At 68.7% G+C, this 26,632-nt stretch carries 30 protein-coding genes; 10 read left to right on the top strand and 20 right to left on the bottom strand.

Annotation, left to right across the window (positions count from 1 at the left end; all coding sequences use genetic code 11):
- The first annotated feature begins 83 nt into the window (after window positions 1-83).
- The 6 genes from PZ897_RS13060 (at window position 84) to PZ897_RS13085 (ending at window position 5,518) form a co-directional block, all read left to right on the top strand.
- Complete coding sequence (locus PZ897_RS13060; protein WP_264224588.1) at window positions 84-212, top strand: hypothetical protein; 129 nt, start codon at window positions 84-86, stop codon at window positions 210-212.
- A gap of 16 nt (window positions 213-228) precedes the next feature.
- Window positions 229-615 (top strand): DUF302 domain-containing protein, encoded by a 387-nt coding sequence (locus PZ897_RS13065; protein WP_045681285.1) that lies wholly within the window; start codon window positions 229-231, stop codon window positions 613-615.
- A gap of 1 nt (window position 616) precedes the next feature.
- Window positions 617-1,291: a VTT domain-containing protein gene (locus tag PZ897_RS13070; protein WP_045681287.1), complete on the top strand. Its 675-nt coding sequence runs from the start codon at window positions 617-619 to the stop codon at window positions 1,289-1,291.
- Complete coding sequence (locus tag PZ897_RS13075; RefSeq protein ID WP_045681289.1) at window positions 1,288-2,598, top strand: APC family permease; 1,311 nt, start codon at window positions 1,288-1,290, stop codon at window positions 2,596-2,598. The genes PZ897_RS13070 and PZ897_RS13075 overlap by 4 nt, the downstream gene beginning before the upstream one ends.
- A gap of 67 nt (window positions 2,599-2,665) precedes the next feature.
- Window positions 2,666-4,999, top strand: a complete 2,334-nt coding sequence (locus PZ897_RS13080) for a heavy metal translocating P-type ATPase (protein WP_062563565.1) — start codon at window positions 2,666-2,668, stop codon at window positions 4,997-4,999.
- A 39-nt stretch (window positions 5,000-5,038) separates the two neighbouring features.
- Window positions 5,039-5,518, top strand: a complete 480-nt coding sequence (locus PZ897_RS13085; protein ID WP_045685040.1) for a DUF411 domain-containing protein — start codon at window positions 5,039-5,041, stop codon at window positions 5,516-5,518.
- A gap of 192 nt (window positions 5,519-5,710) precedes the next feature.
- Here the strand turns inward: PZ897_RS13085 and PZ897_RS13090 are convergent, their stop codons facing one another.
- The 14 genes from PZ897_RS13090 to PZ897_RS13155 form a co-directional block, all read right to left on the bottom strand.
- Complete coding sequence (locus PZ897_RS13090; RefSeq protein WP_203561091.1) at window positions 5,711-5,965, bottom strand: hypothetical protein; 255 nt, start codon at window positions 5,963-5,965, stop codon at window positions 5,711-5,713.
- Complete coding sequence (locus PZ897_RS13095; protein ID WP_062563563.1) at window positions 5,965-6,639, bottom strand: D-Ala-D-Ala carboxypeptidase family metallohydrolase; 675 nt, start codon at window positions 6,637-6,639, stop codon at window positions 5,965-5,967. The genes PZ897_RS13090 and PZ897_RS13095 overlap by 1 nt, the downstream gene beginning before the upstream one ends.
- 75 nt (window positions 6,640-6,714) lie before the next feature.
- Entirely contained in the window at window positions 6,715-7,002 is a 288-nt protein-coding gene (locus PZ897_RS13100; RefSeq protein ID WP_075784372.1) for a DUF6127 family protein, read from the bottom strand.
- A gap of 19 nt (window positions 7,003-7,021) precedes the next feature.
- On the bottom strand, window positions 7,022-8,098 hold the full coding sequence (locus PZ897_RS13105) for a DUF2793 domain-containing protein (protein ID WP_275752788.1): 1,077 nt from the start codon (window positions 8,096-8,098) through the stop codon (window positions 7,022-7,024).
- 10 nt (window positions 8,099-8,108) lie between these two features.
- Window positions 8,109-12,074, bottom strand: coding sequence for a glycoside hydrolase TIM-barrel-like domain-containing protein (locus tag PZ897_RS13110; protein ID WP_275752789.1), 3,966 nt, complete (start codon window positions 12,072-12,074; stop codon window positions 8,109-8,111).
- Between the two features lie 9 nt (window positions 12,075-12,083).
- On the bottom strand, window positions 12,084-12,530 hold the full coding sequence (locus PZ897_RS13115) for an NlpC/P60 family protein (RefSeq protein ID WP_275752790.1): 447 nt from the start codon (window positions 12,528-12,530) through the stop codon (window positions 12,084-12,086).
- The gene (locus PZ897_RS13120) at window positions 12,527-13,411 is read right to left on the bottom strand and encodes a DUF2163 domain-containing protein (RefSeq protein ID WP_275752792.1); all 885 of its coding nucleotides are present in this window, start codon (window positions 13,409-13,411) and stop codon (window positions 12,527-12,529) included. The genes PZ897_RS13115 and PZ897_RS13120 overlap by 4 nt, the downstream gene beginning before the upstream one ends.
- Complete coding sequence (locus tag PZ897_RS13125) at window positions 13,408-14,034, bottom strand: DUF2460 domain-containing protein (protein ID WP_275752793.1); 627 nt, start codon at window positions 14,032-14,034, stop codon at window positions 13,408-13,410. Before PZ897_RS13125 ends, PZ897_RS13120 begins: the two co-directional genes overlap by 4 nt.
- Window positions 14,034-16,451, bottom strand: a complete 2,418-nt coding sequence (locus tag PZ897_RS13130; RefSeq protein WP_275752794.1) for a phage tail tape measure C-terminal domain-containing protein — start codon at window positions 16,449-16,451, stop codon at window positions 14,034-14,036. The genes PZ897_RS13125 and PZ897_RS13130 overlap by 1 nt, the downstream gene beginning before the upstream one ends.
- Window positions 16,444-16,602, bottom strand: coding sequence for a hypothetical protein (locus PZ897_RS13135; protein WP_275752796.1), 159 nt, complete (start codon window positions 16,600-16,602; stop codon window positions 16,444-16,446). Before PZ897_RS13135 ends, PZ897_RS13130 begins: the two co-directional genes overlap by 8 nt.
- Before the next feature lie 68 nt (window positions 16,603-16,670).
- A complete protein-coding gene (locus PZ897_RS13140) occupies window positions 16,671-17,126 on the bottom strand; it encodes a hypothetical protein (protein ID WP_275752798.1) in 456 nt (151 codons plus the stop codon).
- Entirely contained in the window at window positions 17,126-18,067 is a 942-nt protein-coding gene (locus PZ897_RS13145; protein WP_083548834.1) for a phage tail tube protein, read from the bottom strand. The genes PZ897_RS13140 and PZ897_RS13145 overlap by 1 nt, the downstream gene beginning before the upstream one ends.
- Window positions 18,068-18,091: 24 nt before the next feature.
- Window positions 18,092-18,508 carry an acyl-CoA transferase gene (locus PZ897_RS13150; protein ID WP_083548833.1) on the bottom strand — a complete coding sequence of 139 codons (417 nt, stop codon included), beginning with the start codon at window positions 18,506-18,508 and terminating at the stop codon, window positions 18,092-18,094.
- Window positions 18,505-18,930 (bottom strand): helix-turn-helix domain-containing protein, encoded by a 426-nt coding sequence (locus tag PZ897_RS13155; protein WP_062563550.1) that lies wholly within the window; start codon window positions 18,928-18,930, stop codon window positions 18,505-18,507. The genes PZ897_RS13150 and PZ897_RS13155 overlap by 4 nt, the downstream gene beginning before the upstream one ends.
- 76 nt (window positions 18,931-19,006) lie before the next feature.
- Between PZ897_RS13155 and PZ897_RS13160 the strand changes: the two genes are divergently transcribed.
- Genes PZ897_RS13160 through merA form a run of 4 tightly spaced genes read left to right on the top strand, consistent with a single transcriptional unit; the run spans window position 19,007 to window position 21,387 of the window.
- Window positions 19,007-19,396, top strand: coding sequence for a mercuric transporter MerT family protein (locus tag PZ897_RS13160; protein WP_062563549.1), 390 nt, complete (start codon window positions 19,007-19,009; stop codon window positions 19,394-19,396).
- Between the two features lie 18 nt (window positions 19,397-19,414).
- The gene (locus PZ897_RS13165; RefSeq protein WP_062563548.1) at window positions 19,415-19,720 is read left to right on the top strand and encodes a cation transporter; all 306 of its coding nucleotides are present in this window, start codon (window positions 19,415-19,417) and stop codon (window positions 19,718-19,720) included.
- A gap of 4 nt (window positions 19,721-19,724) precedes the next feature.
- A complete protein-coding gene (merF, locus tag PZ897_RS13170; RefSeq protein WP_275752801.1) occupies window positions 19,725-19,958 on the top strand; it encodes a mercury resistance system transport protein MerF in 234 nt (77 codons plus the stop codon).
- A 4-nt stretch (window positions 19,959-19,962) separates the two neighbouring features.
- A complete protein-coding gene (merA, locus tag PZ897_RS13175) occupies window positions 19,963-21,387 on the top strand; it encodes a mercury(II) reductase (protein ID WP_228189482.1) in 1,425 nt (474 codons plus the stop codon).
- Between the two features lie 50 nt (window positions 21,388-21,437).
- On the opposite strand, the gene PZ897_RS13180 is transcribed toward merA, so the two are convergent.
- The 6 genes from PZ897_RS13180 to PZ897_RS13205 form a co-directional block, all read right to left on the bottom strand.
- Window positions 21,438-22,067 (bottom strand): DUF6441 family protein, encoded by a 630-nt coding sequence (locus PZ897_RS13180; protein ID WP_062563545.1) that lies wholly within the window; start codon window positions 22,065-22,067, stop codon window positions 21,438-21,440.
- Window positions 22,064-22,375 (bottom strand): hypothetical protein, encoded by a 312-nt coding sequence (locus PZ897_RS13185; RefSeq protein ID WP_062563544.1) that lies wholly within the window; start codon window positions 22,373-22,375, stop codon window positions 22,064-22,066. Before PZ897_RS13185 ends, PZ897_RS13180 begins: the two co-directional genes overlap by 4 nt.
- Window positions 22,375-22,710 carry a DUF2190 family protein gene (locus PZ897_RS13190; RefSeq protein WP_062563543.1) on the bottom strand — a complete coding sequence of 112 codons (336 nt, stop codon included), beginning with the start codon at window positions 22,708-22,710 and terminating at the stop codon, window positions 22,375-22,377. Before PZ897_RS13190 ends, PZ897_RS13185 begins: the two co-directional genes overlap by 1 nt.
- A gap of 74 nt (window positions 22,711-22,784) precedes the next feature.
- Window positions 22,785-24,848 carry a prohead protease/major capsid protein fusion protein gene (locus PZ897_RS13195; RefSeq protein WP_275752807.1) on the bottom strand — a complete coding sequence of 688 codons (2,064 nt, stop codon included), beginning with the start codon at window positions 24,846-24,848 and terminating at the stop codon, window positions 22,785-22,787.
- Window positions 24,849-24,853: 5 nt separating this feature from the next.
- Window positions 24,854-26,422, bottom strand: a complete 1,569-nt coding sequence (locus PZ897_RS13200; RefSeq protein WP_275752810.1) for a phage portal protein — start codon at window positions 26,420-26,422, stop codon at window positions 24,854-24,856.
- On the bottom strand, window positions 26,422-26,631 hold the full coding sequence (locus PZ897_RS13205; RefSeq protein WP_177208251.1) for a hypothetical protein: 210 nt from the start codon (window positions 26,629-26,631) through the stop codon (window positions 26,422-26,424). The genes PZ897_RS13200 and PZ897_RS13205 overlap by 1 nt, the downstream gene beginning before the upstream one ends.
- Window position 26,632 lies beyond the last annotated feature (1 nt).

A 26,632-nucleotide genomic window follows, 5' to 3' on the forward strand; every position in this document is an offset into this window, starting at 1 on the left:
ACCGATCCTGGTCTGTCCTGCCCCATGTTGTCGTGAGGGCCGGCCAAAAGACGCACCCTGCGGGTAAAAATCAGGAGGATGAGATGATGAACTGGAACGACATGGGCCCCGGAATGGGTTTCGGAATGGGGTTTGGCTGGCTCTTCGGCCTGCTGATCCTCGTGCTGCTGGTTTTGGCCATAGCAGCGCTGATCAAGTATCTTCGGAAATAGAAAAAAGGAGTTGGCAATGACCTACACGATCAATCGAATGTTCCCCGACGCCGGTATCGACGACGTCGACGCTCGCGCGCGGAAGGCCCTCACCGACCACGGCTTCGGCATCCTGACCGAGATCGACGTCAAGGCGACGATGAAGAAGAAGCTAGATGTCGAGATGCCCGCCTACCGCATCCTCGGCGCCTGCAACCCCAAGATGGCGCATCAGGCCATCGGGATCGAACCGCGCGTCGGTGCGATGCTGCCATGCAACGTCATCCTGCGCGAGGTCGACGGTGGCGTGGAAGTCAGCGCCATCGATCCTGTGGCGTCGATGCAGGCGATTGAGAACGCCGAACTGACGGCCGTGGCGGGCGAGGTGCGCGACCTCCTGGCGAAGGCCGTCGCGGCGGTCTGAGATGAGCCTGCGCGTCACCATTCTCGCGGGCCTTGCGATCCTCGGCATCGGACTGCTCGCTGTCTGGCAGTTCGCGCCTTCGGTGTTCGCCGAGGCGCGCAGCCTCCTGGAGCCCGAGCGTCTGGAAACGCTGGTGGCGCGTGCGGGTCTCTGGGGGCCGGTCCTGATCGTCACGCTTATGACCATCGCGGTCGTGGCCAGCCCAATCCCGAGTGCACCCATCGCACTGGCGGCCGGAGCGGCCTACGGACATCTCTGGGGGACCGTGCAGGTCGTCATCGGCGCCGAGCTCGGGGCGCTGATCGCCTTCGGTCTCGCACGGGTTCTGGGGCATGACGTCCTGCGGCGGGTGTTCGGGGACCGCGTCGATGCCGGGCTGCTCGGCTCGCAGAACGCGTTGACGGCGACGGTTCTTGCCAGCCGCCTGATGCCCTTCGTGTCCTTCGACATGATCAGCTACGCGGCCGGACTGAGCCGATTGCACGCCTGGCGTTTCGCCTTGGCAACACTGGCGGGGATCATTCCGGCAAGCTTCCTGCTGGCCCATTTCGGCGGCGAGGCGGTGAGCGGAGATCTGGGCCGGGCGACATGGGCAGTACTTGGCCTCGGCCTCTTGACGGGCCTGCCACTGCTTTGGGTAGCCATGCGGCAAAAGCCTGAAAAGGGAAATCCATGACCGGAAGCGAGTACCAGAAGAACAGCATCACCCTTTCCGGTGCGGTAGCCATGGGCACCGGCGTGATGATCGGCGCGGGCATCTTCGCGCTGACCGGCCAGATCGCCGAACTCGCCGGGCCTCTCTTCCCGCTCTCGTTCGTGGTCGGCGCCATCGTGACCGCCTTCAGCGCCTACACCTATATCAAGATGTCGAACGCATACCCGTCTGCGGGCGGCATCGGGATGATCCTGAAGAAAGCCTACGGACCGACGACGGTCGCGGCGGGCGCAGCTCTCCTGATGGCGCTGTCGATGGTCATCAACGAAAGCCTCGTCGCTCGCACCTTCGGAACCTACACCCTGCGAGCCTTCGGCGGCGATCCGGACAGCATTCTCGTGCCGGTCCTCGGCGTGGGGCTGATCGTCTTCGCCTATCTCGTGAACGTCTCTGGCAACCGGTCGGTCGGGCTGCTGTCCATTATCATGGCCATTCTCAAGGTGGGCGGCATTGCGCTGTTCGGGGCGGCCGGTCTGTGGGCCAGCGGCATTTCGTTCGAAGCGTCGGGCGGAGATTTTCGTGCGGGTGGGTTCGTGGCGTCGGTCGCGCTGTCCATTCTCGCCTTCAAGGGGTTCACGACCATCACCAACAGCGGCGCCGAGGTGACCAATCCGCATCGGAACGTGGGCCGGGCCATAGTCCTGTCCATCGCCATCTGCGTCGTCGTCTACCTGCTGGTCGCATTCGCGGTCGGCTCCAGCCTGCCGCTCGATCGCATCGTGGCGGCGAAGGACTACGCGCTGGCTGAAGCGGCCCAACCAGCCCTCGGGCAAACCGGCTTCTACCTGACGGTGGCGCTTGCGCTGGTGGCAACTGCCTCGGGCCTGATCGCCAGCGTGTTTGCCGTCTCGCGGATGCTGGCGATGCTGACGGACATGAAGATGATCCCGCACAGCCATTTCGGGATGCCAGGCACGATCAAGGACCACACACTCGTCTACACCGTCGTGATCGCAGGCTTCCTGACGGTCTTCTTCGACCTCAGCCGCATCGCCTCGCTCGGGGCCTTCTTCTATCTGGTGATGGACATGATCATCCATTTCGGCGTGTTCCGGCATCTGCGCGAAGAAATCGGCGCTCGGGGCTGGGTGTTGCTGACGGCAATCGCACTTGATGCCGTGGTGCTGGCCGCCTTCGCCGCGATGAAATGGCAGTCCGACCCCTTGATCGTCGTCCTGGGTGCGATCGGCATGGCGCTGGTGTTCCTGTTCGTCGGAATCTTCCTCGCACGGAATCCCGCCCTGGAAGGCGCTCACGACCACCATTGAAAAGAGCTTGAGCTTCCAACGGCTGGAAGCGGCAAGCTGAAACAAGAGATCGAAAGGCTGGCAGACTATGGAGCACGATCACCATCACGCGGCGCCCGACATTCCGGCGGGGGCGAATACCGCAAAGGACCCGGTCTGCGGGATGACGGTCGCGGTCAAGCCGGACGGGCGTCACGCCGAGTTCCAGGGAGAGACCTTTCATTTCTGTTCGGAGAAATGCCAGTCGAAGTTCAAGGCGGATCCGTGGTTCTACGCCTCGGGCCGGGCCGCCGGACAGAAGAAGGCTGCTCCGGCCAACGTCCAGTACACCTGTCCGATGCATCCCGAGATCGTCCGCGATGCGCCGGGGTCCTGCCCGATCTGCGGCATGGCGCTGGAACCGATGGTGCCGTCGGATGAGCCCAGCGAGGAGCTGACCGACTTCACGCGTCGGATGTGGATTTCGGCGGCGGCGGCGGTGCCGCTCATCATCCTGACGATGGGTGAACTGGTCGCGCTGCCAGTGCGCGACTGGATCGGGCATCAGACCGCAAGTTATCTCGAGTTCGTGCTGGCAACGCCGATCATCCTCTGGGCCGCCTTGCCTTTCTTCCGGCGCGGCTGGGACTCCATTGTGAACCGCAGCCCAAACATGTGGACGCTGATCAGCATCGGCGTGGCGGCGGCCTACCTTTACTCGCTCGTCGCGACGTTCCTGCCGGGGGTGTTTCCGGAACAGTACCGGATGGGCCACGGCGTCGGCACCTATTTCGAGGCGGCGGTGGTGATCGTCGCGTTGGTCTTCGTGGGCCAGGTGCTGGAACTCCGAGCGCGAGAACGCACCGGGGATGCGATCCGCGCGCTTCTGGATCTGGCGCCGAAGACCGCGCGGCGCATCCTGCCGGACGGCACTGAATACGATGCGCCGCTGGAGAACATCATGGAGGGCGACCGGCTGCGGGTCCGTCCCGGCGACGCCATTCCGGTCGACGGCACGGTGATCGAGGGCCGCTCGTCGCTGGACGAAAGCATGCTGACCGGCGAGTCAATGCCGGTGGAAAAGGGGCCGGGGGATGAGGTGACGGGCGCCACGATCAACAAGAACGGCTCTCTGGTCATGGAGGCAGGCAAGGTCGGGTCCGATACCGTGCTGGCGCAGATCGTGGCGATGGTGTCGAACGCGCGGCGGTCCCGCGCGCCGATCCAGGGGCTGGCCGACCGGGTGTCGGCGATATTCGTGCCGACGGTGGTGGTCATCGCCATCGTCGCCTTCGTGGTCTGGCTGATCTTCGGCCCGGAGCCCGCGCTGGTCTTCGCAATCGCCTCGGCCGTGTCGGTCCTCATCATCGCCTGCCCCTGCGCGCTGGGGCTGGCGACACCGATCTCCATCACCACGGCGGCGGGGCGCGGCGCACAGGCGGGCGTGCTGATCAAGGACGCCGAGGCGCTGGAGCGAATGGCAGGAGTCGATACGCTCATCGTCGACAAGACCGGCACGCTGACCATGGGCAAGCCGAAGCTGACCGATACGGTTGCGCTCGGGGACGTCACCGAGACCGACCTGTTGTCGCTGGCCGCAGCGCTGGAGCGTGGCTCGGAACACCCGCTGGCTGAGGCGATTGTCGAGGGAGCCGAGGCGCAGGGTGCGCCGCGTCAGGAGGCCACGGACTTCGACGCCGTCACTGGCAAGGGCGTACAGGGCCGGGTCGGTGGGCGCGCGGTGGCGCTAGGCAACGCGGCGATGATGCGGGAGATGGGGCTCGACACCGCGCAGGCCGAGTCAAAGGCCGACACCCTGCGCGCCGAGGGCAAGACGGCGATGTTCGTCGCGCTTGACGGCGCGCTCGTCGGCATCGTGGCGGTCGCCGACCCGATCAAGGAGAGTACCGCGCAGGCCATTCGGGAACTTCATGCCCAAGGGCTAAGGGTGATCATGGCGACGGGCGACAACGAACGCACGGCGCAGGCGGTGGCGGGCAAGCTCGGCATCGACGAGGTGCGCGCAGGCATCCTGCCCGAGGCCAAGAAGGACCTGATCGACCAGTTGCGCCGCGACGGCCACAAGATCGCCATGGCGGGCGACGGGGTGAACGACGCCCCCGCGCTCGCCGCCGCCGATGTCGGCATCGCCATGGGCACCGGGGCCGATGTTGCGATGGAAAGCGCAGGCATCACCCTGCTGGGCGGCGACCTGATGGGCATCGTGCGGGCGCGCAAGCTCGCCCGCGCCACCCTGCGGAACATCAAGCAGAACCTGTTCTTCGCCTTCGCCTACAACGCGCTTGGCGTCCCCATCGCCGCCGGGCTGCTTTACCCTGTCACCGGACTTCTGCTCTCGCCGATGATCGCGGCGGCGGCGATGAGCCTGTCGTCGGTCTCGGTGATCACCAACGCCCTGCGGCTCAGGCGGGTCGACCTCTGATCTGCCAGCCCACACATCCAACCTCGAAAGGAACATCAGATGACCCAAGACATGTTTTCCCGCCGCAAGCTCCTGATCGGTACAGCTGCGCTGGCGGCTGCGTCGCCCTTGAGGGCTCTGGCGCAAGGCGCCGGTCCGGCGATCCACGTGATGAAGGACCCCAACTGCGGCTGCTGCTCGGCCTGGATCGAGATCCTCGAGAACGACGGCTTCGCCGTCACGACCGAGGCGAGCGCCGGGACGCTTCTGATGCGCTACAAGCTGGACAACGGCATCCCGCAGGAGATGGTCTCCTGCCATACGGGTCGTGTGGATGGTTACATTATCGAGGGTCACGTCCCTGTTGCCGACATTCGCCGTCTCCTGCTGGAACGCCCCGACGCGGTCGGCCTCGCAGTGCCAGGCATGCCCTACGGCTCGCCCGGGATGGGACCGGAAAGCCAGCGCGAGGCCTACGACGTGTTTCTGATCCGGCGCGACGGATCGAACGAGGTCTTTACCAGCTACGCTGCTGCCTGACCTTGAGGCTCCAATTCGGCTCTTGATCAGGGGCGAGAACACATACGGACCTGATCCCGGATCACGGCGTAGTCGCTCAGCATCTCGGCGATGGCCGACCCGTGCGGCAGCCGCGCGAGCTCCTCGGCTGCGCGCGCCTGGAACTCGCGGCTGTACTCTACCACGGGCGGGCAGACGGTCGCGATGCCGGGCTCAGAACCGACCGTTGCGCAGCCGCTCAGCAAGCTCGTCGCGAGACCTAGGACGACGAGCCGTCGCCTCGAGCATCTGGCGTTGGACATCATTGGCTTTCTCCGTGGTCTGAAGGCGTTCAGCGAGGCGTCCCGCTCGCTCGCCGGACCGCCGAAGCGAAAGCAGGAACAGGAGCAGGGCGAGGATGATGGCGCCGTAGCGCAAAGCGGCCCGCATCCATGGGCTGGCGGCGAACCCGATCAGGAGCGGGGCCATCACCGCTGCCCTCGGCGCCAGTCATCGAGACGCGCGTAGATCGTGACCGCGATGCCGCCAAGCGCCACGGCGATGAATACCCAACGCAACGTGTCGAGATACGGCACAAGCGGCAAGATCGCGGTCTGGGTCTCGGCCAGCACCTGCTGCGCCACCTCGACGCCCGCCGCGCCCAGCGTCGCCACACCGGCTGCCCCGCCGCCCTTCATGGTGCGGCTGTCAGCCAGCACCTCGCGCGCGGGCGGCGTCTCGGCTGCAAATGCCGTCGCCCGGACCGGGAACCGCTCGCCCCACTGCCGCGCGGGCCCGAGATCGACATGGATGAACCCCGATCGCGGGTAGAAGCCGAAGCCGAGGAATCCGACCTCGCGCGCCGCAGCCTCGAAGGCCACCGGATCGTGGTTCGCCATGGCGATGTCGAAGGCGGCGCCGTCGAGATGCTTCGACCGGCCCGCGCCCCCCACGGCACGGTTGTGCTCTGGGCTGCGGTAGGCGGAGCGGACGATCAGCGGCTTGCCCAGCCGGTCGCGCAGCGCCTGCAGCTTGTCGAGCGCGGTTTCGTTCACGAGCAGCTTGCCGGTGCCCCGGCATGCAATCTCGGCGGGCGAGAAATTCGGCCAGCGCCAGGCGCTCTCCGGCACATCACGCCAATGGCGGTGGAAGGTCGTGGTCATGAGGGTCCTCCGAAACGAAAAAAAACCGCCTCGAGGGCGGGTGCGGTTGGGCTGGTGAACGGGGGTGTTGAGCGGCTACGGGCCGCCGCCGAAGATCTTCAGCTTGATCGCTATACCCGCGAGCAGCGCCAGCATGACGCCGGTGGTGATCATGCGGACGGCGGTCTGCATCGCGGTGCGGCGGACCAGCCGGATGCAGTCGACCAGGGAGCGCAGATCGCGGATGTCGAGCGCGGCCTCGTCGCCGTCGAGGCCGACATCGGCCAGCGCACGCTTGGCGCCTTCCTCCGCCGCCCGGGTCAAGATCGCCTCGAACTCGGCGTCGGGCATGCGCACGAAGCCCTCGGATCGGGGTGGGTTCATCGGATCCTCCTTCCGCCGCTCAGCCGACCTTGCAGCCCCAGAAGGACGTGTGGTCGGCGGCGAAGTAGCCGTCCGCGACCCGGAAATACCCCTGCAGCTCGACGGTATCGCCTGCCGTCAGCGGCACCATGGTCTGAAGCCAGATCGCGGTAGCGAGCGAGACATGAGTGGCGGAGATTTCGCCGAGGGAGCCGCGGATTTCGGTCGTGCCGTTCAGCACGAGCCGCCCGCGCATCCGGGCCGAGGTGCTGGAATTGACCTTGTAGAGCAGCGTCGCGCCGAAGAGGTAGGTGCCGTCCACGGGCGCTGTGAACAGGTTGGTCCCGGCATCAAAGGCACCCTGATCGTTATAGTCGGTGTTGTTGAGGCCGATCTTCGTCCAGCTCCCGACGCCGACATAGTTGTCGTAGTTGGTGTACGCCTTGAAGCGCGGCAATTGCGGCTGATCGACGATGCCGTTCGCGTTGTCGACGCTCAGCCCGTCGAAGAAGGTGCTGCCGTCGGCGGAGACCGCGAGCCGGAAGCGGTCCGACCCGAACAGCCCCACCAGCGCCTTGGTCACGAAGCCGGTCTGGAGGGTCAAACCGAGATCGTCGCCGGCCGCCTCCTTGTTCATGGTGTAGAACAGGTCGCCGGTGCCGCCCTCGGCCACGGTCCTCGCCGTCCAGAGCGCGGCGTTGAGCTTGGCCGAGAACGGGTTCGATGCATCCGCCGTGGTGCCAACCCCGAGGAGCGCCATGTTCTGCAGCGCCGCCGGTGTGGTCCCGAGCCAGCCCGCGCCATCGTAGACCAGCAGCAGGCCCTCGTCCTCGACCCATGCGCGCCAGCCGATCCGCGGGGGAAGTCGCAGCCAGGCGCCATCGGTCCAGAGCGCGACGTTCAGGTCCCATCCGGACCATTCGCCCGTCGCGCCCGAGGCGACGATGTAGCGATCGCCATCGGCGGGACTGCCGGGCGGCGCTGTCAGATCGCGGTCGAGCACGGAGAGCTGCACGAGCCCGTCGAGCAGCCGCAGCGCCTCGTTGTGGGTGACGTGCTTCTGGGCCTGCGCCGCCAGGATGTAGGGCAGCAGGAGATGGGTCGTGGCGTCGGACATGGGATGGCCTTCAGAGTATCAGCGTGAGGGTCTTGGGCGCGCCCCGCCCGACGAGGGCGGAGAGCTGGTAGATGCGGCTGTCGAGCGTGTCACCGGGGCCGAGCGGCGCGCCCCAATCGGCGGTCTGGTCTGCGGCGGTGTAGACCGCGCTGGTGGTGGCGGTGCTCAGCACCCGCTTAACGGTCGCGCCATCAAGGATCTCGACCTCGTAGGCTTCGAGCTCTTCTCCGAGCGGCACTTCTAGCCCGCCCCAGCTGTCGGCCGCGAGAGCTCGGGACCGGCGCGTCCAGCGGATCGTCAGATCGCCGGGCGTGCGCGGCCTGCGCCACGGCTGCTCGACATGGGCGCCGGAGAACGGCCGCAGCCCGACGCCCGCGGGCGTGAAGGATTGCGCCACATAGGTCTCGTCGCTGACGGGGCGGCTCGCCGGACCGATGCGCCAGTTCCACGGCAATCCGAGATCGGCCTCGGCAATCGGCAGGGACGCCAGCGACGCGTCCAGCACCACGACAAGAGCGCCAGCGGGCGCCGGATTGCCCATCGCGCCCTCGGTGCCGCGCTGGCCGCGCAGGAGCCGGGTCAGCCGGTATCGACCCGGCGCCAGCAGCTCGGCCGCGCCCGCCTGCACGATCTCCCAGGTGCCGGGCGCGCTCTCGATAGCCAGCGCATTGGCGCCGCCCAACAGCGTCAGGTCGGTGACGCTCTCCAGCGTGCCGGTGAGCAGATCGACCACAAGCGCATTGCCGTGGTCGAAGCGTGAGGTGGGGCCCGGATAGAAGTCCGAGACCAGCGCTCCGATCCGGGCGCGGCTGCCGAACGTGGTCAGCAACTCGAACCCGTCCGTCGAGGGGCTGCGGAACACCGCCATCTCGCCCGGCCAGGGAAGAGCGTGCGCCGCGACAAACGGTCGATGCGCGGGCTGGTCCTCGGTCAGCTGCGGCAGGTCCATCAGCACCGCGTCCGGCGCGCCGAACACCACGGCCCGCGTCAGCGACGCCGCGCGGGGATCGCCGGGCGGCAGATCGTAAGTCGCACGGTCCTGCCGCACCGCCTCGATGCCGCGCGCTGCCGCGTCGGCGATGGAGACGAGCCGCAGATCGACCAGACGCCCGTCATGCGCGAGCCGGATCGCATCGGCCGGATCGAACGCGAGGCGCGAGGGTGGCAAACGGAACGCCGCCGTCTCGCGGCCCACCCACGCCTCCATCAGCGCGCGGCGGCAGCGCCTCTCGGCCTCCTCGGGCGGCACCGCCATTGGAAAGGACTCGGACGCGATCCGGGTCGTGTCCACGGTGATGCGCCGGGCCTCGACGAGGGCCGCGTCGTAATCCTCGTCGGCGCGGGCGACCTGCCATTTCAGGGCCTGCGGCAGTTCGGTCTCCTGGCCGCGCGTCAGTTCCAGCACATCGCCCTCGCGGGTGGCCACCAGATCGTCGGGCGCGAGGGTGGCGACGGAGGCCCGGCCGCGCATGACAAAGCGGATCCCCCCCTCTGTCTCGACGGCGTCGAAGCCGAAATGCCGCGACAGCGTTGTGATCGAGGCGCGTGGGCTTTCCAGCGCCGTGATGGCGTAGCCTTCGACCGCGCCCCAGAGGCCGGTGACGTCGATCCGGGACTCGGGCAGCCCGGCGCGCAGGCAGAGGTGCCGCACGAGCGCCGCCAGCGACACCGCGCCAAGCCGTCCGGTCAGCCAGTGCCCCAGCCGCCAGTTCGCCCCGTCCGTCCAGACATCGGTCAGCGCCGGAAAGAACGGGTACGGCCGCGCGTCCCAGGTCCAGGCGGCGCATTCCGGCACATGCACCATCCGGCCGCCGTAGACCGATGACACCGGGTTGTTCGCCGGGACGCCCCACCAGAGGTACGTCGCCTCGAGATAGGCGCGCTGGATCGCGTCGTCGCGCCAGCCCCGCGAGAAATGCGGCGTGAAGCTCTCGGACGACTTCGGGTCGAAGAAGACGTTCGGCTGGTTCGTGCCCCGGTCGATGGCGGGACAGCCGAGCTCGGTGAACCAGATCGGCTTCGACTCCGGCGCCCACGCCGTCAGCGTGCCGCTCTCCACCCCGCCCGGGCGGTCGTAATGCGCGTTCGACCACCAGGCGCGAAGATCCTTGTAGCGGAAAACCCATGGCTTGCCCGCCGCGCCATCGCTGATCGGGGTGCGCACCTGTGCCACCCGATCAGCCGCACTGGCATAGAACCAGTCGAAGCCTTCCCCGCCCGCAATGTTCCCCTGCAGATAGGCCCGGTCGTAGATCGCAGGCCAGCCCTCAGCGGCATCCGCATGCTCGAACCCGTCGCGCCAGTCCGAGAGTGGCATGTAGTTGTCGATGCCGACGAAATCGATGTTGGCATCCGACCAGAGCGGGTCGAGGTGGAAAAAGGCGTCGCCGCTGCCGTCGCCCGGGTGATGCCCGAAGTATTCCGACCAGTCGGCTGCATAGCCGATGTCCGTACCCGCCCCGAGAATGGCGCGCACATCTGCGGCGAGCGCTTTGAACGCAGTAACGGCCGGATAGCTGCTGGCACTCGAGCGGATGGTGGTCAGGCCGCGCATCTCCGAGCCGATCAGGAAGGCATCGACCCCACCCGCCACGGCGCAGACATGGGCGTAGTGCAGCATCATGCGGCGCAGGCTCCAGTCACCCGAAGGGCCGGTCCAGTAGACGGTCTCGCCCGAGATCGCGAAGTCGGAGGGGCTAGCGCTGCCGAAGAACGCCGCGACCTGGCTCGCCGCCGTGGCGGTCTTGTCCACGGTCCCGGCGTAGCTTGCGGCAGGCGAACAGGTGATCCGGCCGCGCCAGGGGAATACAGGCTGGCCGGTCTCGGCGGCGTTGTCGGAATACGGGTTCGGCAGCGTGTTGTCGGGCGGCACGTCCATCAGGATGAACGGATAGAACGTCACCCGCAGCCCGCGCGCCTTCATCTCCCGGATCGCCTGCACCACCGCGAAGTCGGACGGCGTGCCGCCATAGACCGGACGATCCTCTGCATCCCGGCTGACGAGGAAGGCGCTGGCCCTGTTGACGCCGTTCACCGACCAGCTGGCGGGCGTGGTCGACTTCGCGGACACCTCGACGCCCGGCCGGACCTTGCACGATCCCGCGCGCAGGTCGTCGCCGAACCAGGCCACCACGAGGCTGACGCTTTCGACCGCCGGGGCCATCGCCTTGAGCCTGTCCAGCGCCTCCACCATGTCGGTGGAGTCGGCCAGAGCGTTCAGGTTCTCGGGCACCGTCGCGCCGCCATCGGTCTTGCGGATCGCCTGCGTGGCGTAGGTGAACTCGCCCGAGGCGGGGATCATGGTGACGGCGCGGGTCAACCCCTCGGCGGTGTCGGGATCGGCGAGCGGCCGGAAGACCTCGAAGGAGAGTTGCGGCAGGCGGTTGCCATAGGTCGAGAGCGCCAGCTCCTCGAAGACCACATAGGCGGTGCCGCGATAGGCGGGCGTGCTGGCCGCGCCCATCTTCGCCGCGATGAACGGATCGGCAGACTGTGCTTCGCCGCCAGGATACCAGCGCCAGGTGACGCCGGAGAGGTCCATCGGCTTGCCGTCGGCCCAGATGCGCCCGATGCCGGTGATCGGGCCCTCGCAGAGCGCGACCGCAAAGCTGGCGTAGTACAGATACTCGGTGGTCTTGACCTTGCCGCCCCCGCCGCCCTTGCCGCCGCCCTGCGTCGTGGTCTTCGTCTCCTCGCGGAAATCGGTCGCCCAGATGATGTTGCCGCCCATCCGCATCCGGCCATAGAGCCGCGGGATCACCGCGCCCTCGGTGGCCGAGGTGATGCGCAGCGTGTCGAGCCGCGCGCCCTCGATGCGCTGGGTCGGCGCCAGCGACGAGATGATCCAGCTGTCGACGACCGAGCCGATGCTCGAGCCGATGAAGCCGCCGATGGTCGCGGCGCTCACGCCGAGGATCGCCCCGCCGATCGAACCGCCGATGGCGGCGCCGGCTGCACCGAGAACAAGCGTTGCCATGTCGGGGTCTCAGCGTTGCGGGAAGAGGAAGGCGAAGGCGATGCGCCGCCGCCAGGCATTGGTGAGCGGTTCCTCGATCACGCCGAGCCGCTCATAGGCGTGGAGGAAGGTGGCAGGACCGGTGAGGATCCCGACATGCTTGGCGATGGCGCGGGGCCTCATGCAGAAGAGGACCAGCGCGCCGGGACCGGCCTCTGTGGGAGGCACCTCGATCATCATGCGCCGTGCGCCCTCGGCCAGAACCTCGCGCGGGCCTGTCTCGCCCCAGTCGCGGCTGTAGGGCGGGATCGGGAACGGCTCGGGGCCGACGACCTCGCGCCAGACGCCCCGCGCCAGCCCGAGGCAATCGCAACCGACGCCTCGAAGGCTGGCCTGGTCGTGATAAGGCGTGCCGAGCCAGGAGCGTGCGACGGCGATGACGCGTGCGGGGTCGGCCGATGCGAGAGGTTGCGTCACAGCACGCCTCCCTCGTGGCCGCCATCCTTGGTGGCGTAGCGCAGCACGGCATCCTGGCCGGGGATGTGCGGGAACCCCCGGAAGTTGGCCGTGTTGGCGAACCTGGCGCCGCAGGTCTCGATCCGCTTATCGCAGCCCGCACGGATGGTGAAGGCATTGCCCTCGGAGATCTCGCGCACCGGCGCCTCGAGAAGGGTCAGCACGGCGATGCCGTCCGTCACATCATGGCCGAGAACCTCGGCCCGACGCCCCGCGTTGGAGCCACTGGTCCATTCGATGGTCCCGAAGGTGAACCAGCCGGAGGCGAAGCCGCCGAGGCCCGAAGCGGTGAAGGCGCGGTCGCGTAGAAGGTCGATCACGACGCTCGTGCCCTTGAACGCCGGGTTCTCCAGATCGACGCCGCAGCGCGCATCGCCGAGCGCGGCATCGCAGGTCGCCTGGAACGTCCGCCCGATCGTCTGGCCAAGCACATGCGCGAGCGAGCGGACTTCGGCGACGAAGGCCAGCCGCCCGCGCCGGATCTGGCCGATAGCGCCGCGCCGCATCAGCACGCGCTGGCTCGTGTCCGCCCAGTTCACGCGCCAGACCTCGACCTCGGCGTTATCCCAGCGGCCGTCGAGGATGTCGGTCTCGGTGATGCGGTCCGAGGTCAGCACGCCCTCGGCATCCTGCGCATCGACGGAGAGGTCGGTCCCTGAGCGGACTTCGGACGCCGTAAGCCCGCTCTCCGGCTCGAAGTCGGTGCCGTCGAAGCCGAGCGTTCGGTCGTGATCGGTGAAGCCAAAGGTCACGCCGTCCGCACGGCTGATGCGCCAGCACCAGGCGAGGGTTGTCGTGCCATCGTCGAGATGAGCCTGAAGGGCAGGGGAGAGAGACTTCATCGGCGCAGTTCCAGAAGCGGGATGGAGGTGATCGAGCCGAGCCGCTCGAGATCGAGCGTCACGTCGAGCACGTCGGTGTCGAAGCGGACCGGCACGTCGAACTCGAAGCCCGCGGTGATGGCGACGCCAGCACCCGGCGCAGCGCTGAAGGTGACGACGCCGGTGGCGGTGTCGACCGACCAGCCGGAGAGCTGCTCGACGCCCGCCAGCGCGATGCGCACGCTGCCCGCCACCGGCTTGGCGATGGCGCGCGTCCAGGATTGCGCCCCGGATGCGTAGCGCTTCACCAGCTGGAACGCAGTGGCGGTGCCGTCGCCGGTGCCGATCGACTGATCGGTGGGCGACGGCGTGGCTGACGGCAGGCAGGACTTGTGATCGCCCCAGTCCTTGAAGCGGAAACCGTGCAGGCGACCGTTTCGCGCCTCGAAGAAGGCGACGACCGCCGCCAGATCGTCGGCGCGGCGGATGCCATAGGCGACGTCGTAGCGGCGGCGCGAGTTGGCCCAGCTGGCGTTGCGCTCCTCGTCGCCCGAGGCGAGTTCGACGATCTGGGTGCGCCGCTCGGGCCCGCCCCGTGCGCCCCGGCTGATGTTGTCGGGAAACCGGACCTCGTGAAACGCCATCACATGCCCCTCCGCCCGAGCGACACGGCGCGAGCGATGTCCGCCGCGACCTGCGTGCGGGACTGCCGGAAGCTCTCGGCGTCGCGGGCCATGATGGTGACGTTGACGCCACCGCTTGCGCCGTAGGTCTGGGCCTCCCGCCGCGACAGCACGCGCTCGCCGCGCTGCAGGATCGCGGGCACCTCGTCGTGACGAAGCCCGGCCATGCCGTCTGAATGCATCCGGGGCGCGGCGGCGAAGGCCATCGCCGGGACCATGCGCGAGGGCCCGGCAGATCCCACCATCCCGCCCGCATGCAGGACGTTGGCGAAGATGCCGCCCGCCCCGGAGAACACGCCGGAGAGTGCGTTTGCGATCGGCCCGAGGATGAACCGCCGCGCCGCGAGCTGGGCGAGATCGGCCAGCAGCGAGGTTACCAGGTCGCGGAAGTTCAGCTTGCCGGTCTTCACGAACTCGCCGACCGCGTTCTCGGCCGACTGGAAGGCGCCGACGAGGCTCTGGCCGATATCTCCGCCAATGTCGCGGGCCTTGCTGGCATAGTCGGAGAGCGCCGCCGTGACCGCCTGCCAGCCTGTGACGGCGGCCTCGGTCGCGGGCTCCGCGGCAGCGGCGGCGGCTCCGGCCGCCGCGCCCGCACCTGTCGCAGCGCGTCCGGCTTCACCAAGCGCCGTCTCCAGCCGTTCGGCCGCGCCTGTGGCCTCGGTCAGGGCATCCGCGCTCGCCTCGTCGGTGCCGCGCACGGCATCGCGCAACGCCTGCCAACTTTCCAGAGGGGCGCGTGCCCCTGCGGCCAGATCGCGGGCGGCGCCACGGTAGAGGTTCGCGGACTCGAGCGCCCGGTTCGCCGCCTCGGTCAGGCCGAGATCGGGCGCGCTCAGCGGGTTGTCCTCGAAGGCCCGGTCGAACGCCGCCTGCGCCGCTGTCGTGGCAGCGCTGGCCGCACCGTCGAAGCGGTTCTCGATCTGCCCGAGGTCGAGGTCGGGCACCAGCGAGATGCGCCGCTCGGACCCGAGCGCTTCGAGCCCCTGGTTGATGCCGCCGATGAAGCCGTTGATGCGCGAGACCACGCCGTTCAGCATCGCCTCTACGCCATCGACCAGGCTGTTCGCGGCCTGAAACGCCAGATCGCCGATGGCGGCGGGCAGCAGACCCCAGATCGCCTTGATGGCTTCGTACGCGCCTTCAAACGTGTTCGCGGCCGTGTTGCCGAAAGCCACGACGCTCTCGATAGCGCTCTGCATGCCCGACGCCGCATCGGCTTTCAGGTCGAAGAACAACGCCGTGGCGGCTGCGCCCGCCGCCGCCGCACCCATCCTGATCCGCTCCCAGACCTCGACAGCGAGGTCCTTCAGGAGCGACATCGCCTCACCAAAGCCGCCCGCTCCAGAGACGAGGCGTGTGAACTGATAGACGAGCTCGCCCGCGCCGACGATCAACGCGCCGATGCCGGTGCGGATCAGCGCGCCGCGCAGGACGACGAGCGCCGTGGCGAGACCACGGACAGAAAGGGCAGCAGCGGCCATGCCGGCGACCCAGCGGCCCGCGAGGAAGGCCGCGAAGGTCGCGGCGTAGGTGGTCAGGCGGCCGATGTTGTCGAAGAGGCCGCGGATCGCGATGCCGAGCGGCCCGGTGCGGCTGGCGACAACAGCCATGGCGTTCGCGACCGCTTCCAGCGCCGGGGCTGCGGCGACGGCCAGCTGGTTGGAGAGCCCGCGCCAGATCAGTCCGAGCCGGGAGATCGCATCGTTCGTCCGCTCGATCTGGTCGGCGTCCTGCTCGGAGACCACGACACCGAAAGCAAGCACGTCCTCCGTCGCCTGGCGCAGCGTCGCGGTGTCGATCCGGCTCATGGCGATGGAGCCTTCCTCGCCGAACAGCTGGCCCGCGACGGCCGCGCGTTCGGCGGCGGGCACGAAGTTCTCGATGGCCGCGTTGATCGCACCCACGCGCTGGTCCAGCGGCAATGCGATCAGCTCGTTGGTCGAGAGCCCCAGCCGGTCCAGCGCATCGGCCGCGGGACCGGTCCCGGCGGCCGCCTGGCTGAGACGGCGCGTCAGATCCTTGGTGGCCTGTTCGATGCCGGACATCGACACGCCCGCCAGCTCGCCCGCGCGTTCCAGCGTCTGGATCGAGGCCACGGTGGTGCCGAGCGACTGCGCCAGCTTCGCCTGCGCATCCACCGTCTGAAGCCCGGAGCGGATCATCGCCACGCCCGCGGCTGCAGCGGCTGCCACGGCGGCAGCGGCCGCGACCCGCACCCGCCGCGAGAAGGCCGCGAGCCGGGCGTTGGCCGCCTCCATCTCCCGGCTCAGCCGTCCGAAGCCGCGGGTGCCGGCCTCGCCCACGCCTTCAAGCTCGGCGCGCACCTGCCGTCCGCCCACAGCCGCGAGGCGGACGCTGACCCTCTTCTCAGCCATGGGAGTGATCCATCTGTTCGTTGAGTTTGGAGACCATCACCGCCTCGATGACGGGCAGCAGTTCGGCCATCGCGAGCGGCGGCACGCCGAGCGCGTCACCGAGCGCCAGCGCCGCCGACATGTCCCAGCCGATCACCGCGCCGGGCAGCACACGGAGCTGACCGCCGAGGCGGCCGACCAGGTCCCAGACCTGCCAACCCTCCGGCGTTTCCGGACGGTTCAGCCGCGCCGGGCAGTCCGGGCAGGCTTGCTCGCGGCCCTCGTAGGGTGCGCAGACTTCGCAGTAGCGCTCGCCCCCGCCGAAGGACCATTCGGCGAGAGCGCGGAGGCGTTTTTTTCCCGTTCCAGCAGCAGGCCTTTGGACACGTAGGTCAATTGGAAGGCCTCGAAGATCGGCCAGACGTCGAGCAGCGCGTCGATGGCCTCGGGGGTGGGATCGATCGGGTTGCCGTCGGCATCGCCGATGCCCTCCCAGCCGAGCACAGCCCGTCGCGCCAGCGCCTTGGCGAAGGCGACGGCGCGCTCCTCGTCGGAAGCCTCCTCGGGCACCGCCTCGACGGCGGGGTCGCTGCGCGTCGCGACCATCAGGGCGGTCGTCAGCGGGCGCAGTTGCACCCGGACGCCGGGGGCGAGGTCATGCCAGCGCGGCGCGTTGGTCAGGTCGAGCGTCAGCATCAATACGTCTCCACGTCATTCACGAGGGTGGCGGTGCACATCCGGCCGACGACGCTGTCGCGCGCGGCCTGCCAGTCGAATGTCGCCTGGACGCCCTGCGGCCCGGAAATCTCGATCCGTGGACGCGGCAGGTAGACGGCGTGCACGGTGAAGGAGAAGCTTTCGCCTGAAGGCAGGACGTAGGCGAATTCCATCTCGCAGGCCTCGCCGTTGATCGCCTGCGTCACCAGCGTCTGGTCGGCGAAGCGCACCTCGATCCGGCCCGTCAGCGCGGCAATGGATGGATCCGCGCCATCGATGCGGCCGTCCGAGCGGATGGTCTCGATCCGGTCGAGGTTGTTGGCGTAGGTGATCTCGGCCGAGACCACATTGCCGAGGGCGGTGCCGTTCCGGGTGATCGCCCCGTTGAAATGGCCGAAGCGCTTCAACTCCAGTGCGGCGGGCGTTCCGGCACTGGTCGTGGTGCCGACCGTCTCGCCCTGCGCCACCAGCCGCGCGGTCGCGGTGAGCAGGCCCGAGCGCTGCATCTGCCAGGTGATCTGGTCGAGCACGCAGCCCGAGTACATCGCATAGCGGGGCACCTCGGGCATGCCGGTCTCGATCGACATCGAGGGCAACGTCCAGGACCCCGACTGAAATTCGTGGCTGTACGGGGCCTCCGCGCCCGTGGTCGTGGGCGCGCCGAAGGCTGCCTTCAGCCAGAAGCCGAACGCCTCGGCGTCCAGCGGCACGACGACGTCGCCGTCGGCCGTCACGGCGTCCTTGATCGGCGCTAGCGGATCGCGGCCGTAGCCGAGAAGCTCCGAATTCAGCAGCGGCTGCTCCGCGCCGAGCGACGTGCTGGCGAAGGGCATGCGGGTGAAGCCGCTGACGGGCGGCGTTCCATAGGTCGTCTCGAACGCAAGCGCCATCAGCGCTCGCGCCCCTTGGGCTCGTGCCATGTTCGTCTCCTGTGGTCGGTTGGGTCAGGCCAGCGGGTCGGCCGTGGAATAGTGCAGCACGACCGGGATAACGGCGGCCTTCAGACTCGCCGCGCCCTCGACCGGCAGATCGACCGGGCGCGGGGCTTCGGCCTCGACCCAGTCGCAGAACCCGCCCAGCGTCCGGTCGGCGGCGAGCGCTGCGCCGATGCTGGCGGTCAGCGTGTCAAAGGCGGCGTCGCGATCGGCACCCTGAACGACCGCCTCGATCTCGGCTCGGTGCTGGTAGTGATAGCGCAGCGGCGACAGCGTGACTTCGGGCGCACCTGGTTCGCCATCGCGCAGGATCATCAGGCCCTCGACCGGCATGCGCTCGGGCAGCACGTCCCCGCGCAGAGCGGTGGCGGGCAGCGCCGAGAGCCGCGCGTGCAGCGCGACGAGGATGGTTTCGCGAGGTGTCATGGGTCGGCCGAGTTGGAAATCGCGTCGAGCACCGGACAATCGGGGACTTCGGCGCCCGAACACCTGGATGCAGTTGTAGCGAGGACGGATTCGATACGCCGAAGATCCGCGATCCTCGCGCGGACATCGGCAAGGTGCCGCTCCGTCCGTTCCTTGACCTCGGCGCAGGTCGGCGCGGCGCCGTCGCCGAGCCCCATCAGCCCGCGGATGTCCTCCATCGAGAACCCGAGTTCGCGGGCGCGCAGGATGAAGCGGAGGCGTGTGGCGTGTGCGGCGGAATAGACCCGGTAGCCGGCGTCCGTGCGGGGCGGGTCGGGCAGCAGGCCGGTCTTCTCGTAATAGCGGATCGTCTCGATGTTGCAGCCGGTCGCCCGGGCCAGGTCGCCGCGTGTGAAGCCGCTCTCGCGCTCGTGATCGGTCATGGGCAAGTTTCCTCTTGAGCCTGTAGTTGCTACAGACCCTACACCCATCGTCAATCACAGACGAGAGGTGCGCGACATGGCGCTGACAGACGACAGAACGGACAGCACGGGCGCGGATCGCCCCGCCCGAAAGGGCTGGCTCGCGGCGGGCGGTGTGGTGGGCGCCTTTCTCGCCTCGGCCTGCTGCATCGGGCCGCTGGTGCTTCTGACTCTCGGCATCTCGGGCGCCTGGATCGGCAACCTGACGGCTCTGGAGCCTTACAAGCCGATCTTCGCCGTGATCGCGCTCGGCTTCATCGCGGCGGGTTTCTGGCAGGTCTATTTCCGCAAGCCAACCGTCTGCGAACCCGGTTCCTACTGCGCAAGGCCAGCATCGGCGCGCATCACCAAGTCGGCTCTCTGGGCCTCCCTGATCCTCGTTCTCGCAGCCCTCACCATCGACTGGTGGGCCCCGCTTCTCTACTGACCCCGAAAGGACATCCACATGAAGAAGATCCTTGCACTCGCCTTGTTCGGCCTGACCGCCGTTGTGCCGATCACCGCCATCCCTGTTGCCGCGCAGACCGTCGCCGCCGAGCAGACCGTCACCTTCGCGGTGGACAACATGACCTGCGCGCTCTGCCCAGTCACCGTGAAGCGTGCGATGGAGGGCGTCGCGGGCGTGCGCGCCGTCGAGATCGACTTCGATGCCCGCACCGCCACGGTGATCTTCGACACCGCCGCGACGAGCGCCGACGCCATCGCGACCGCGTCGGCCAATGCAGGCTACCCGGCGCGTGTCGCGGGCTGACGAGATGACCGAGCAGTCCGACCGCAAGCTGATCGCGACAGGGATCGTCGGCACCGTCATCGCGGCGCTCTGCTGCTTCACTCCGGTGCTGGTGGTGCTTCTGGGTGCCGTGGGCCTGTCGCCCTGGCTGGGTTGGCTCGACTACGTTCTGCTGCCCGCGCTCGCCTTTTTCGTCGCGCTGACCGTGTACGCGGTCTGGAGACGGCAGCGGCGCCAGACCACTCGAACGGATGGATGACTTGATGAAAGACGATTGCTGCGCGCCCAAGGGCGATTTCGACCTTGCCGTGATCGGCGCCGGATCGGCCGGGTTCTCGGCCGCGATCACCGCCGCCGAGGGAGGCAAGCGCGTCGCGCTGATCGGCCATGGCACCATCGGCGGGACCTGCGTGAACGTGGGCTGTGTGCCCTCCAAGACGATGATCCGGGCCGCGGAAGCCCTGCACGGTGCGCAGACAGCACATCGGTTCCCGGGCCTGAACAGCGAGGCGCAGGTCGCCGACTGGTCGGCGCTGATTGCGGCCAAGGACGATCTTGTCGCGACACTGCGCCAGAAGAAGTACGCCGATCTGCTGCCGGGCTACGGCGGTGTGACCTATCTCGACGAGGGTCCGGCGCGTCTCGTCCTCGGCGGGGTCGAGGTCGGCGGGCGCAGGATCACGGCTCCCAAGGTGATCGTCGCGACCGGTGGCCGACCCGCCGTGCCCGACATCCCTGGGATCCAGGACGCACCAACGCTCGACAGCACGTCGCTGCTGGAGCTGGACCGGTTGCCCGAAAGCCTGATCTTCCTCGGCGGCGGCTACATCGGCGTGGAGCTGGCGCAGATGATGGCGCGGATGGGCACCCGCGTCACCATTGTCTGCCGCTCGCGCCTGCTGCCGCGCACAGAGCCGGAGGTGTCCCGGGCGCTGACGGAGACGCTGCGCGCCGAGGGCGTCGCGGTTGTCGATGGCGCGACCTACGACGCCGCACGGCGCGACGGGGCCCGTGCGGTCCTGACGGTGACGGTGGACGGCGCAGACCGCGATCTGACGGCCGACCGCCTCGTCCTGACGACGGGACGCGCAGCCAACACCGAGGGGCTGGGCCTCGCGGAGATGGGCGTCGAGACCGACGCGCGTGGCGCGATCCGGGTGGGCGACGACATGCAGACCACGAAGGCCGGCATCTTCGCGGCGGGCGATGTGACCGACCGCGACCAGTTCGTCTACATGGCCGCCTATGGCGCCAAGCTCGCGTCCCGCAACGCCGTTCTGGGCGGGGCGGAGCGCTACGACAACGCCGCGATGCCGTGGGTGGTGTTCACCGATCCGCAGGTCGCCGGCGTCGGGCTGACCGAGGCGCAGGCGCGCGCCGCGGGTCATGACGTCAAGACCAGTGTGCTGACGCTCGACAACGTGCCCCGCGCGCTCGCCGCCCGCGACACGCGCGGCCTGATCAAGCTCGTCGCGGACCGGGCGACCGACCGCCTCCTGGGCGGCGTGATCATGGCGCCGGAGGGAGCCGACAGTGTCCAGACGCTCGCCATGGCGCTCAAGTTCGGCATGACGACAAAGGCGCTCGGCGAGACGATCTTCCCCTATCTGACCACGGTAGAGGGGCTGAAGCTCGCCGCGCAGACCTTCGACAAGGATGTCGCGAAGCTGTCGTGCTGCGCGGGGTAACCCGAGCCGTCGGTTTCGTGGCTGCCGAGCAAGATTGCGCATCGATGCGATCACAACCTACCCCCCACCCAGTTCGCCACGATCAGCCCCGGCACGCTGTCCAACGCCCGGTCTGCATCCCGCGCCAGATCCAGCCGCTTCGGCAGCTTGACCTGCGGCACCAGCAGGAAGATCGGCGCAGTGACCTTTCCGCGCCCGGTCTTCGACCGCGACACCACCGCCTGGCCTTTCGTGTTCAGCCGCCCCTCGGCGACCAGCAGGCTGGGGCCCGTCCGGCGATAGACGAAACGCAGGCGGAGGCCGCGTCGCCGCTCCCATTCACCGGGGGTGATCCGGCCGCCGCGCAGGGATTTGCCCGCCGCGGGCAGCGGGATCGCCAGCCAGAACCCGTTCTTCGATCGGATCAGCGGCCCGGTGTCATGCGCACCGACGATTACCGGCGCCTTCGACCAGACCAGCGCCGCAGCCTCAAGGCTCTCGCCCGACCTCGGGAAGTTCTGGCTCCGGATCGAGTTGGCGAGCCGTGTACCAAGCCCCGCGCCGGTGATCTGCAACCGCCACGCCGTCTTCAGCCCAGTCCCGGCCTCGCGAATGGCGGCGGTGACGGCCCGTTCACCCGCCGCGACCTCGGCCGCCATCATCGCGACGATGTCGGGATCGATGTCGAGCTTCAGTTTCACGCGGGCCTCAGGTCGACGGTCCAGACCAGCCGCTCGCGGTCGCGGACCGGCTCGCCCTGTATGAGGAAGGCGTCGCCGTCGATCTCGATGCGGTCGCCGGGACGCGGGTTCGCCACCTCGGCCACGCGCAGGTCGATCCGGGTGGTTTCGGACCAGAGCCGCGCGTCGCCGAAGTCGGTGACCGCGTCGGCGCGACGGGCGACGGCACGCACCAGCACGGGTGTACCGCCGTCGGCGATGTAGACCGCGTCCCGGCCGATGTTCGGATCGGCGAAGAGCGCGCCGATGGCGGCGGCGAAGGCCGACATCAGAACGTCGCGTTCAGGCGCACCCGGCCGATGGTGTCGCCGGCGCCGCTCGCCACCGCCTCGACGGCCGCGCCGATGAGGGTGTTGTCGGTCGCGACGGTCGTGGTGCGCTTGTTGGTGTCGTCCCAATAGACCTTGGCGCCAACCGTCCACGCCTGGGAGCCGACCTTGGTGATGTCGAACACGCCGACGAGCGCGGTCTCGACGGGCTCGCCAATGGCGGCGGCACCCGCGGCGATGCCGAAGATGGAGCCGACGAGCAGGCCATCGCCGGAGGCGACGGCATAGGGCGCGGTCAGGGTGATGGTGTTGCCGGGCTGGACGTAGGTTTTCATGATGGGGATCCTCGTGGAAAGACGAAGGGCGGCCCGTCAGGACCGCCCGTGTGTCAGGGTTCAGGAAGCGCGCCTTACGCGCCCGGGTTCTTGTAGAGGCCGCGCCAGTCGATGGCCTTGGCTCCGAAGTCGAGGCGGCACTTGATCTCGACCCCGTCGACGTCGAAGCCGTTGCGCGTCTCGATATAGGCGCCCTGCTGGCCCTCGAGATAGGCGTACTCGATGGTGTCGATCTGGTTCGGGCTGGCCGCCAGATACCAGGCGGTCTCGCTGGCGGCGTCGAGCCGGGGCTCGCTGATCGGCGCCAGCGTCCTGATCGACTGCGGCACCACGCTGGACGTCGCGGCGGGCACGAGGTTCTGGGCCACCAGCTGTTCGGCTTTCAGTTCCAGTGAGGCCGGCACGATCAGGAAGGCAGGCCGGACGTTCAGCACCGTCTTCTTGTCGAGGCCGGTCTGCTTGGCCATCGCCGCGCGCGCCGCTCCGACGCTGCTGACATCGAGCGCCGCGCCGGTGCCTGCCAGGTTCTTGTGGGTGGTGTGGAACAACGCGTTGCCGTCGGCCATCGCCGGGTTGGCGGTGATGATGCCCCAGACCACGTCCGACTCCAGCTGGGCGATGGAGTTGCCGTACATCGCCGGGATGCGGGTGAAGGCGTCGAGATCGTCGTTGATCAGCGTCTGACGGGTGATGGCGACCACCCGGCCATAGGTCTTGACCTTGTAGCTCTCCTTGCTCTCGCCCAGCGTGCCGCGCTTGAACTCGCCGCTCTCGCCGACCTCCAGCAGCTGCGGCGCCTCGCCGAGCTGGACGCGGTGCATCGCCTTGAAGTCGGTGGCGAGCACCTGGCGGCAGAACAGCATGAAGGTGCGGGGATAGGCCTCGTAGGCCTGCCGGAGGGTCTTGTTGGTGACCGCCGACAGGATCTCGGGGAAGTCCGAGGTCGAGTGCAGCGCGCGCGTCGCCACCTCGTCGCGCGACAGACCCCGCGTGTTGACGCCGGCATTGCCGAGGCTTTCGCGAGCCAGTTCCAGCAGCGTCATGCCGCGGTACTGGCGTGCGGCGTCCTCCAGCTGGAACAGCGTCGGGCTGTAGCGGTGCAGCAGCGCGTTCGCCACCGCATCGCGACGGGTGATCCGCTCGTCCCGGCCGCCGAGCGGCACCGAGACATGGCCGAAGGTCCGGGTCTCGTCGGATTTCGCGGCGACCTGATCGAGGATCAGGCGGCGGGACTCGTCGACGCTGACGCCGCGCTTGACCAGATCCTCGGCGAAGCCGCGCTCGAGGTTCAGGCGGCCCGCGAGATCGTAGATGGTGGACACGCGGTCGCGCTCGGCCTCGCGGGCGCGTGTCGCGACGGCGTCGGTGTCGGGCGCAGCGGGGGCATCGGTATTCTGAAGCTTCGGCTGGGTGCGGGTTTCCGCTGCGGCAGCCTTCGTTTCGGGCGCAGCCGCTTTCGGCTCGGTCATGGTGGTGTCCTCGGTTTCGACCGGCTCGGTCGGCTGGGTGGTGGCGGGGGTTGCGGCGTCGCGCGCCGGGGTCTCGGTCTTGTCCGTCATCGGGGATGCTCCTTGCTCTGTGGGGGCGTCCCGGCGGTGGAGGACGCAGTCGTGAAGGGGGTGCTGTGCGCGGAAGCCCGCTGCCGGGTCGGCTCCAACCGCGACGGCGGAGACCTCGAAGGGCGTCCAGTCCACCGCGCGCCAGAGTTCTCGGGCGGCCTCGGGCTTCGAGACCTCGAAGCGGTGGACCTGGTAGCCGATGGAGACCGCGCGGATGTGCCCGGCCTGGATGTCGCGCCAGATCGGCTCGACATCGGCACGCTCGCTGATCCGCACCAGCGCGATGCCGCGGCCGTTCTCGATCCGGGCCGAGCCCGGCACGACCGAGCCGATCACCGCGTCGAGCGTGTCGAGCTCGTGCACCTTCAGGAACGGCGCGCCCGCGTTCAGCCGGTCGAGCCGGACATGGGCCGGGTCGAGGCTGAGTTCCTCGTCATAAGGCTCGCCGAAGAAGGTGGCACGGCGGACGCGAGCCCCGGCCGACCAGACCACCTCGACGGTGCGGTTGTCGGCATCGGCCGTGTTCGGCGCAAGCTCCGCCGACCGGCGCATGGCCGGCAGTTCGATCATCGTGTCCATGAAGGTCAGTCCTGTTGGTCGGCCTGCGCCGGGTCTGTATCCGCGTCGGCGGTCGGGTCGTCGGCGTCCGGCTCGTCGGCGGCCGGATCGTTCGCCGGATCGCTGGCCCCGTCTTTGGATTGTGCGCTGCCGGTCTTGGTGACGCGGCGAGGGTCGCTGTCGAGGACCAACCCCAGCGCGTCGAGCTTGGCGTTGGTCGCCGCGATCTCGGCCAGCACGGCGTCGGGGTTGCGGCCCTGCCGGGCGATCACCTCGGCCAGCGTCATGGTGCCCGAGCGGATGGACAGCAGGTTCGCCATCGCGTCCTTCTGCGGATCGACCGCCTCGAACTTCGGCGGCGACCATTCGACCGGCACGACTGGCGACGGGATCTGCCCCGCCGCCCACGCCGCTTCCGTAAACCAGCGCCAGACCGGCGCGCAGACCATCGGGATGAACAGCTGCCATTGCACGGCGTCGATCTGGCGGCGGAACTCCACGAGCCCCGCCCGGATCGAGGAATAGTTCACCTGGCTGAGATCGCCGGTCAGCAGCTCGTAGGGCACGCGGAAGCCTGCCGAGATCGTGTGCAGGCTCGCGCGCTTGTATTCGCCGTAGCCGCCCGTCGCCGAGGGCTGGTTGAAGCGGATGTCCTTGCCGCCGCGGGCATAGGCGATCAGCCCCGGTTCGAACTGCTCGACCCGGTTGCCGTCGGCATCGACCACGGAGGGCGCGATGCCCTGCTGCGCCTCGTCATCGCCGAAGACGATGGCGGTGACGCAGGCCTCGGTCTTCTTGCGGACCAGTTCCGCCACCTCGTAGTCGTCGAGATCGCGCAAGCTGCGGATCACCGGCGCGCCCCAGGGGACGCCGCGCGCTTGCGTGCGCTGCTTCTCGTAGACATGGGCGATCTCGGTCGCGGGGACCGGGCGGCTCTGCAACCCGTTCTGCAAGGCCCCGTAGGCGTCGCCCGGATGCTCGGCATGCAGCCAGTAAGCCCGGCGCTTCCCGACCGGGTCGAACTCGATCCCCTGCACGAGGCGCCCTGCGCCGAGGGCTCCGGACTTGGTGGCGTCGAGGAAGTCGGCTTCCAGCACCTGCAATTGCAGCGGCACCGGCAGGCCGTCGCTCGCGCGCCGCAGGCGGCGGCGCACCAGAACCTCGCCCGCCTCGACCATCTCCCGGCAGATCAGCGTCTGCAGGCCATAGAAGTCAAGCTGGCCATCGGCGTCGCAGTCCGCCGTCCAGCGTTCGAAGAGCGCATCGACCTTCCGGTCCAGCTTGTCGTCGCCGCTAGCGGCGCGGGGCATGATGCCCGCGCCGATGATGTTGTTGACCAGCACCGCCACGGCCTTGGCCGCATGCGGGTTGTTGCGCACCAGATCGCGCATGCGGTCGCGCAGCAGCGCCCCGGCGACGCCGATTTCGGTGTCGGCCGAGGATCCCGGCGCGCGCCAGCCGTCCGTCCGTCGCCCGCGCGCGGCGCCGTCATAGCCCCGCGTCAGCGTCTCGAATGCCTGACGCGCCATCACGCGCCGAGCCGCCATGCGCGGCGCCACCGTGGCGATGGCGTGGTCGAACCAGGTCGCCGACATCAGCGATCCCCGCGCGAGAAGCCAGCGAGCCCCGCCACGGGCAGCGGGCGGCTGAAGCCCGCGATGGCGCGCTCGATGGTCCGGATGCGGGCCAGCAGATCCTCGGCCGAGCCGTAATCCACCGACTTGCCGTCATAGCTGACGCGCGTCGTGCCGCTGGCATAGGCCCGGCGCAGCGCCGAAAGCTCGGTTTCCGTCCAGTCGATCATG

Source organism: Hoeflea sp. YIM 152468 (genome assembly GCF_029210485.1).
Taxonomy (GTDB): Bacteria; Pseudomonadota; Alphaproteobacteria; order Rhizobiales; family Rhizobiaceae; genus Hoeflea.

What these genes read in the sequence shown, in the direction of transcription:
- PZ897_RS13060 (WP_264224588.1), top strand. Translation starts at nt 84, where the DNA reads ATGATGAACTGGAACGACATGGGCCCCGGAATGGGTTTCGGAATGGGG.
- PZ897_RS13065 (WP_045681285.1), top strand. Translation starts at nt 229, where the DNA reads ATGACCTACACGATCAATCGAATGTTCCCCGACGCCGGTATCGACGAC.
- PZ897_RS13070 (WP_045681287.1), top strand. Translation starts at nt 617, where the DNA reads ATGAGCCTGCGCGTCACCATTCTCGCGGGCCTTGCGATCCTCGGCATC.
- PZ897_RS13075 (WP_045681289.1), top strand. Translation starts at nt 1,288, where the DNA reads ATGACCGGAAGCGAGTACCAGAAGAACAGCATCACCCTTTCCGGTGCG.
- PZ897_RS13080 (WP_062563565.1), top strand. Translation starts at nt 2,666, where the DNA reads ATGGAGCACGATCACCATCACGCGGCGCCCGACATTCCGGCGGGGGCG.
- PZ897_RS13085 (WP_045685040.1), top strand. Translation starts at nt 5,039, where the DNA reads ATGACCCAAGACATGTTTTCCCGCCGCAAGCTCCTGATCGGTACAGCT.
- PZ897_RS13090 (WP_203561091.1), bottom strand. Translation starts at nt 5,965, where the DNA reads ATGGCCCCGCTCCTGATCGGGTTCGCCGCCAGCCCATGGATGCGGGCC.
- PZ897_RS13095 (WP_062563563.1), bottom strand. Translation starts at nt 6,639, where the DNA reads ATGACCACGACCTTCCACCGCCATTGGCGTGATGTGCCGGAGAGCGCC.
- PZ897_RS13100 (WP_075784372.1), bottom strand. Translation starts at nt 7,002, where the DNA reads ATGAACCCACCCCGATCCGAGGGCTTCGTGCGCATGCCCGACGCCGAG.
- PZ897_RS13105 (WP_275752788.1), bottom strand. Translation starts at nt 8,098, where the DNA reads ATGTCCGACGCCACGACCCATCTCCTGCTGCCCTACATCCTGGCGGCG.
- PZ897_RS13110 (WP_275752789.1), bottom strand. Translation starts at nt 12,074, where the DNA reads ATGGCAACGCTTGTTCTCGGTGCAGCCGGCGCCGCCATCGGCGGTTCG.
- PZ897_RS13120 (WP_275752792.1), bottom strand. Translation starts at nt 13,411, where the DNA reads ATGAAGTCTCTCTCCCCTGCCCTTCAGGCTCATCTCGACGATGGCACG.
- PZ897_RS13125 (WP_275752793.1), bottom strand. Translation starts at nt 14,034, where the DNA reads ATGGCGTTTCACGAGGTCCGGTTTCCCGACAACATCAGCCGGGGCGCA.
- PZ897_RS13130 (WP_275752794.1), bottom strand. Translation starts at nt 16,451, where the DNA reads ATGGCTGAGAAGAGGGTCAGCGTCCGCCTCGCGGCTGTGGGCGGACGG.
- PZ897_RS13140 (WP_275752798.1), bottom strand. Translation starts at nt 17,126, where the DNA reads ATGCTGACGCTCGACCTGACCAACGCGCCGCGCTGGCATGACCTCGCC.
- PZ897_RS13145 (WP_083548834.1), bottom strand. Translation starts at nt 18,067, where the DNA reads ATGGCACGAGCCCAAGGGGCGCGAGCGCTGATGGCGCTTGCGTTCGAG.
- PZ897_RS13150 (WP_083548833.1), bottom strand. Translation starts at nt 18,508, where the DNA reads ATGACACCTCGCGAAACCATCCTCGTCGCGCTGCACGCGCGGCTCTCG.
- PZ897_RS13155 (WP_062563550.1), bottom strand. Translation starts at nt 18,930, where the DNA reads ATGACCGATCACGAGCGCGAGAGCGGCTTCACACGCGGCGACCTGGCC.
- PZ897_RS13160 (WP_062563549.1), top strand. Translation starts at nt 19,007, where the DNA reads ATGGCGCTGACAGACGACAGAACGGACAGCACGGGCGCGGATCGCCCC.
- PZ897_RS13165 (WP_062563548.1), top strand. Translation starts at nt 19,415, where the DNA reads ATGAAGAAGATCCTTGCACTCGCCTTGTTCGGCCTGACCGCCGTTGTG.
- merF (WP_275752801.1), top strand. Translation starts at nt 19,725, where the DNA reads ATGACCGAGCAGTCCGACCGCAAGCTGATCGCGACAGGGATCGTCGGC.
- merA (WP_228189482.1), top strand. Translation starts at nt 19,963, where the DNA reads ATGAAAGACGATTGCTGCGCGCCCAAGGGCGATTTCGACCTTGCCGTG.
- PZ897_RS13185 (WP_062563544.1), bottom strand. Translation starts at nt 22,375, where the DNA reads ATGTCGGCCTTCGCCGCCGCCATCGGCGCGCTCTTCGCCGATCCGAAC.
- PZ897_RS13190 (WP_062563543.1), bottom strand. Translation starts at nt 22,710, where the DNA reads ATGAAAACCTACGTCCAGCCCGGCAACACCATCACCCTGACCGCGCCC.
- PZ897_RS13195 (WP_275752807.1), bottom strand. Translation starts at nt 24,848, where the DNA reads ATGGACACGATGATCGAACTGCCGGCCATGCGCCGGTCGGCGGAGCTT.
- PZ897_RS13200 (WP_275752810.1), bottom strand. Translation starts at nt 26,422, where the DNA reads ATGTCGGCGACCTGGTTCGACCACGCCATCGCCACGGTGGCGCCGCGC.
- PZ897_RS13205 (WP_177208251.1), bottom strand. Translation starts at nt 26,631, where the DNA reads ATGATCGACTGGACGGAAACCGAGCTTTCGGCGCTGCGCCGGGCCTAT.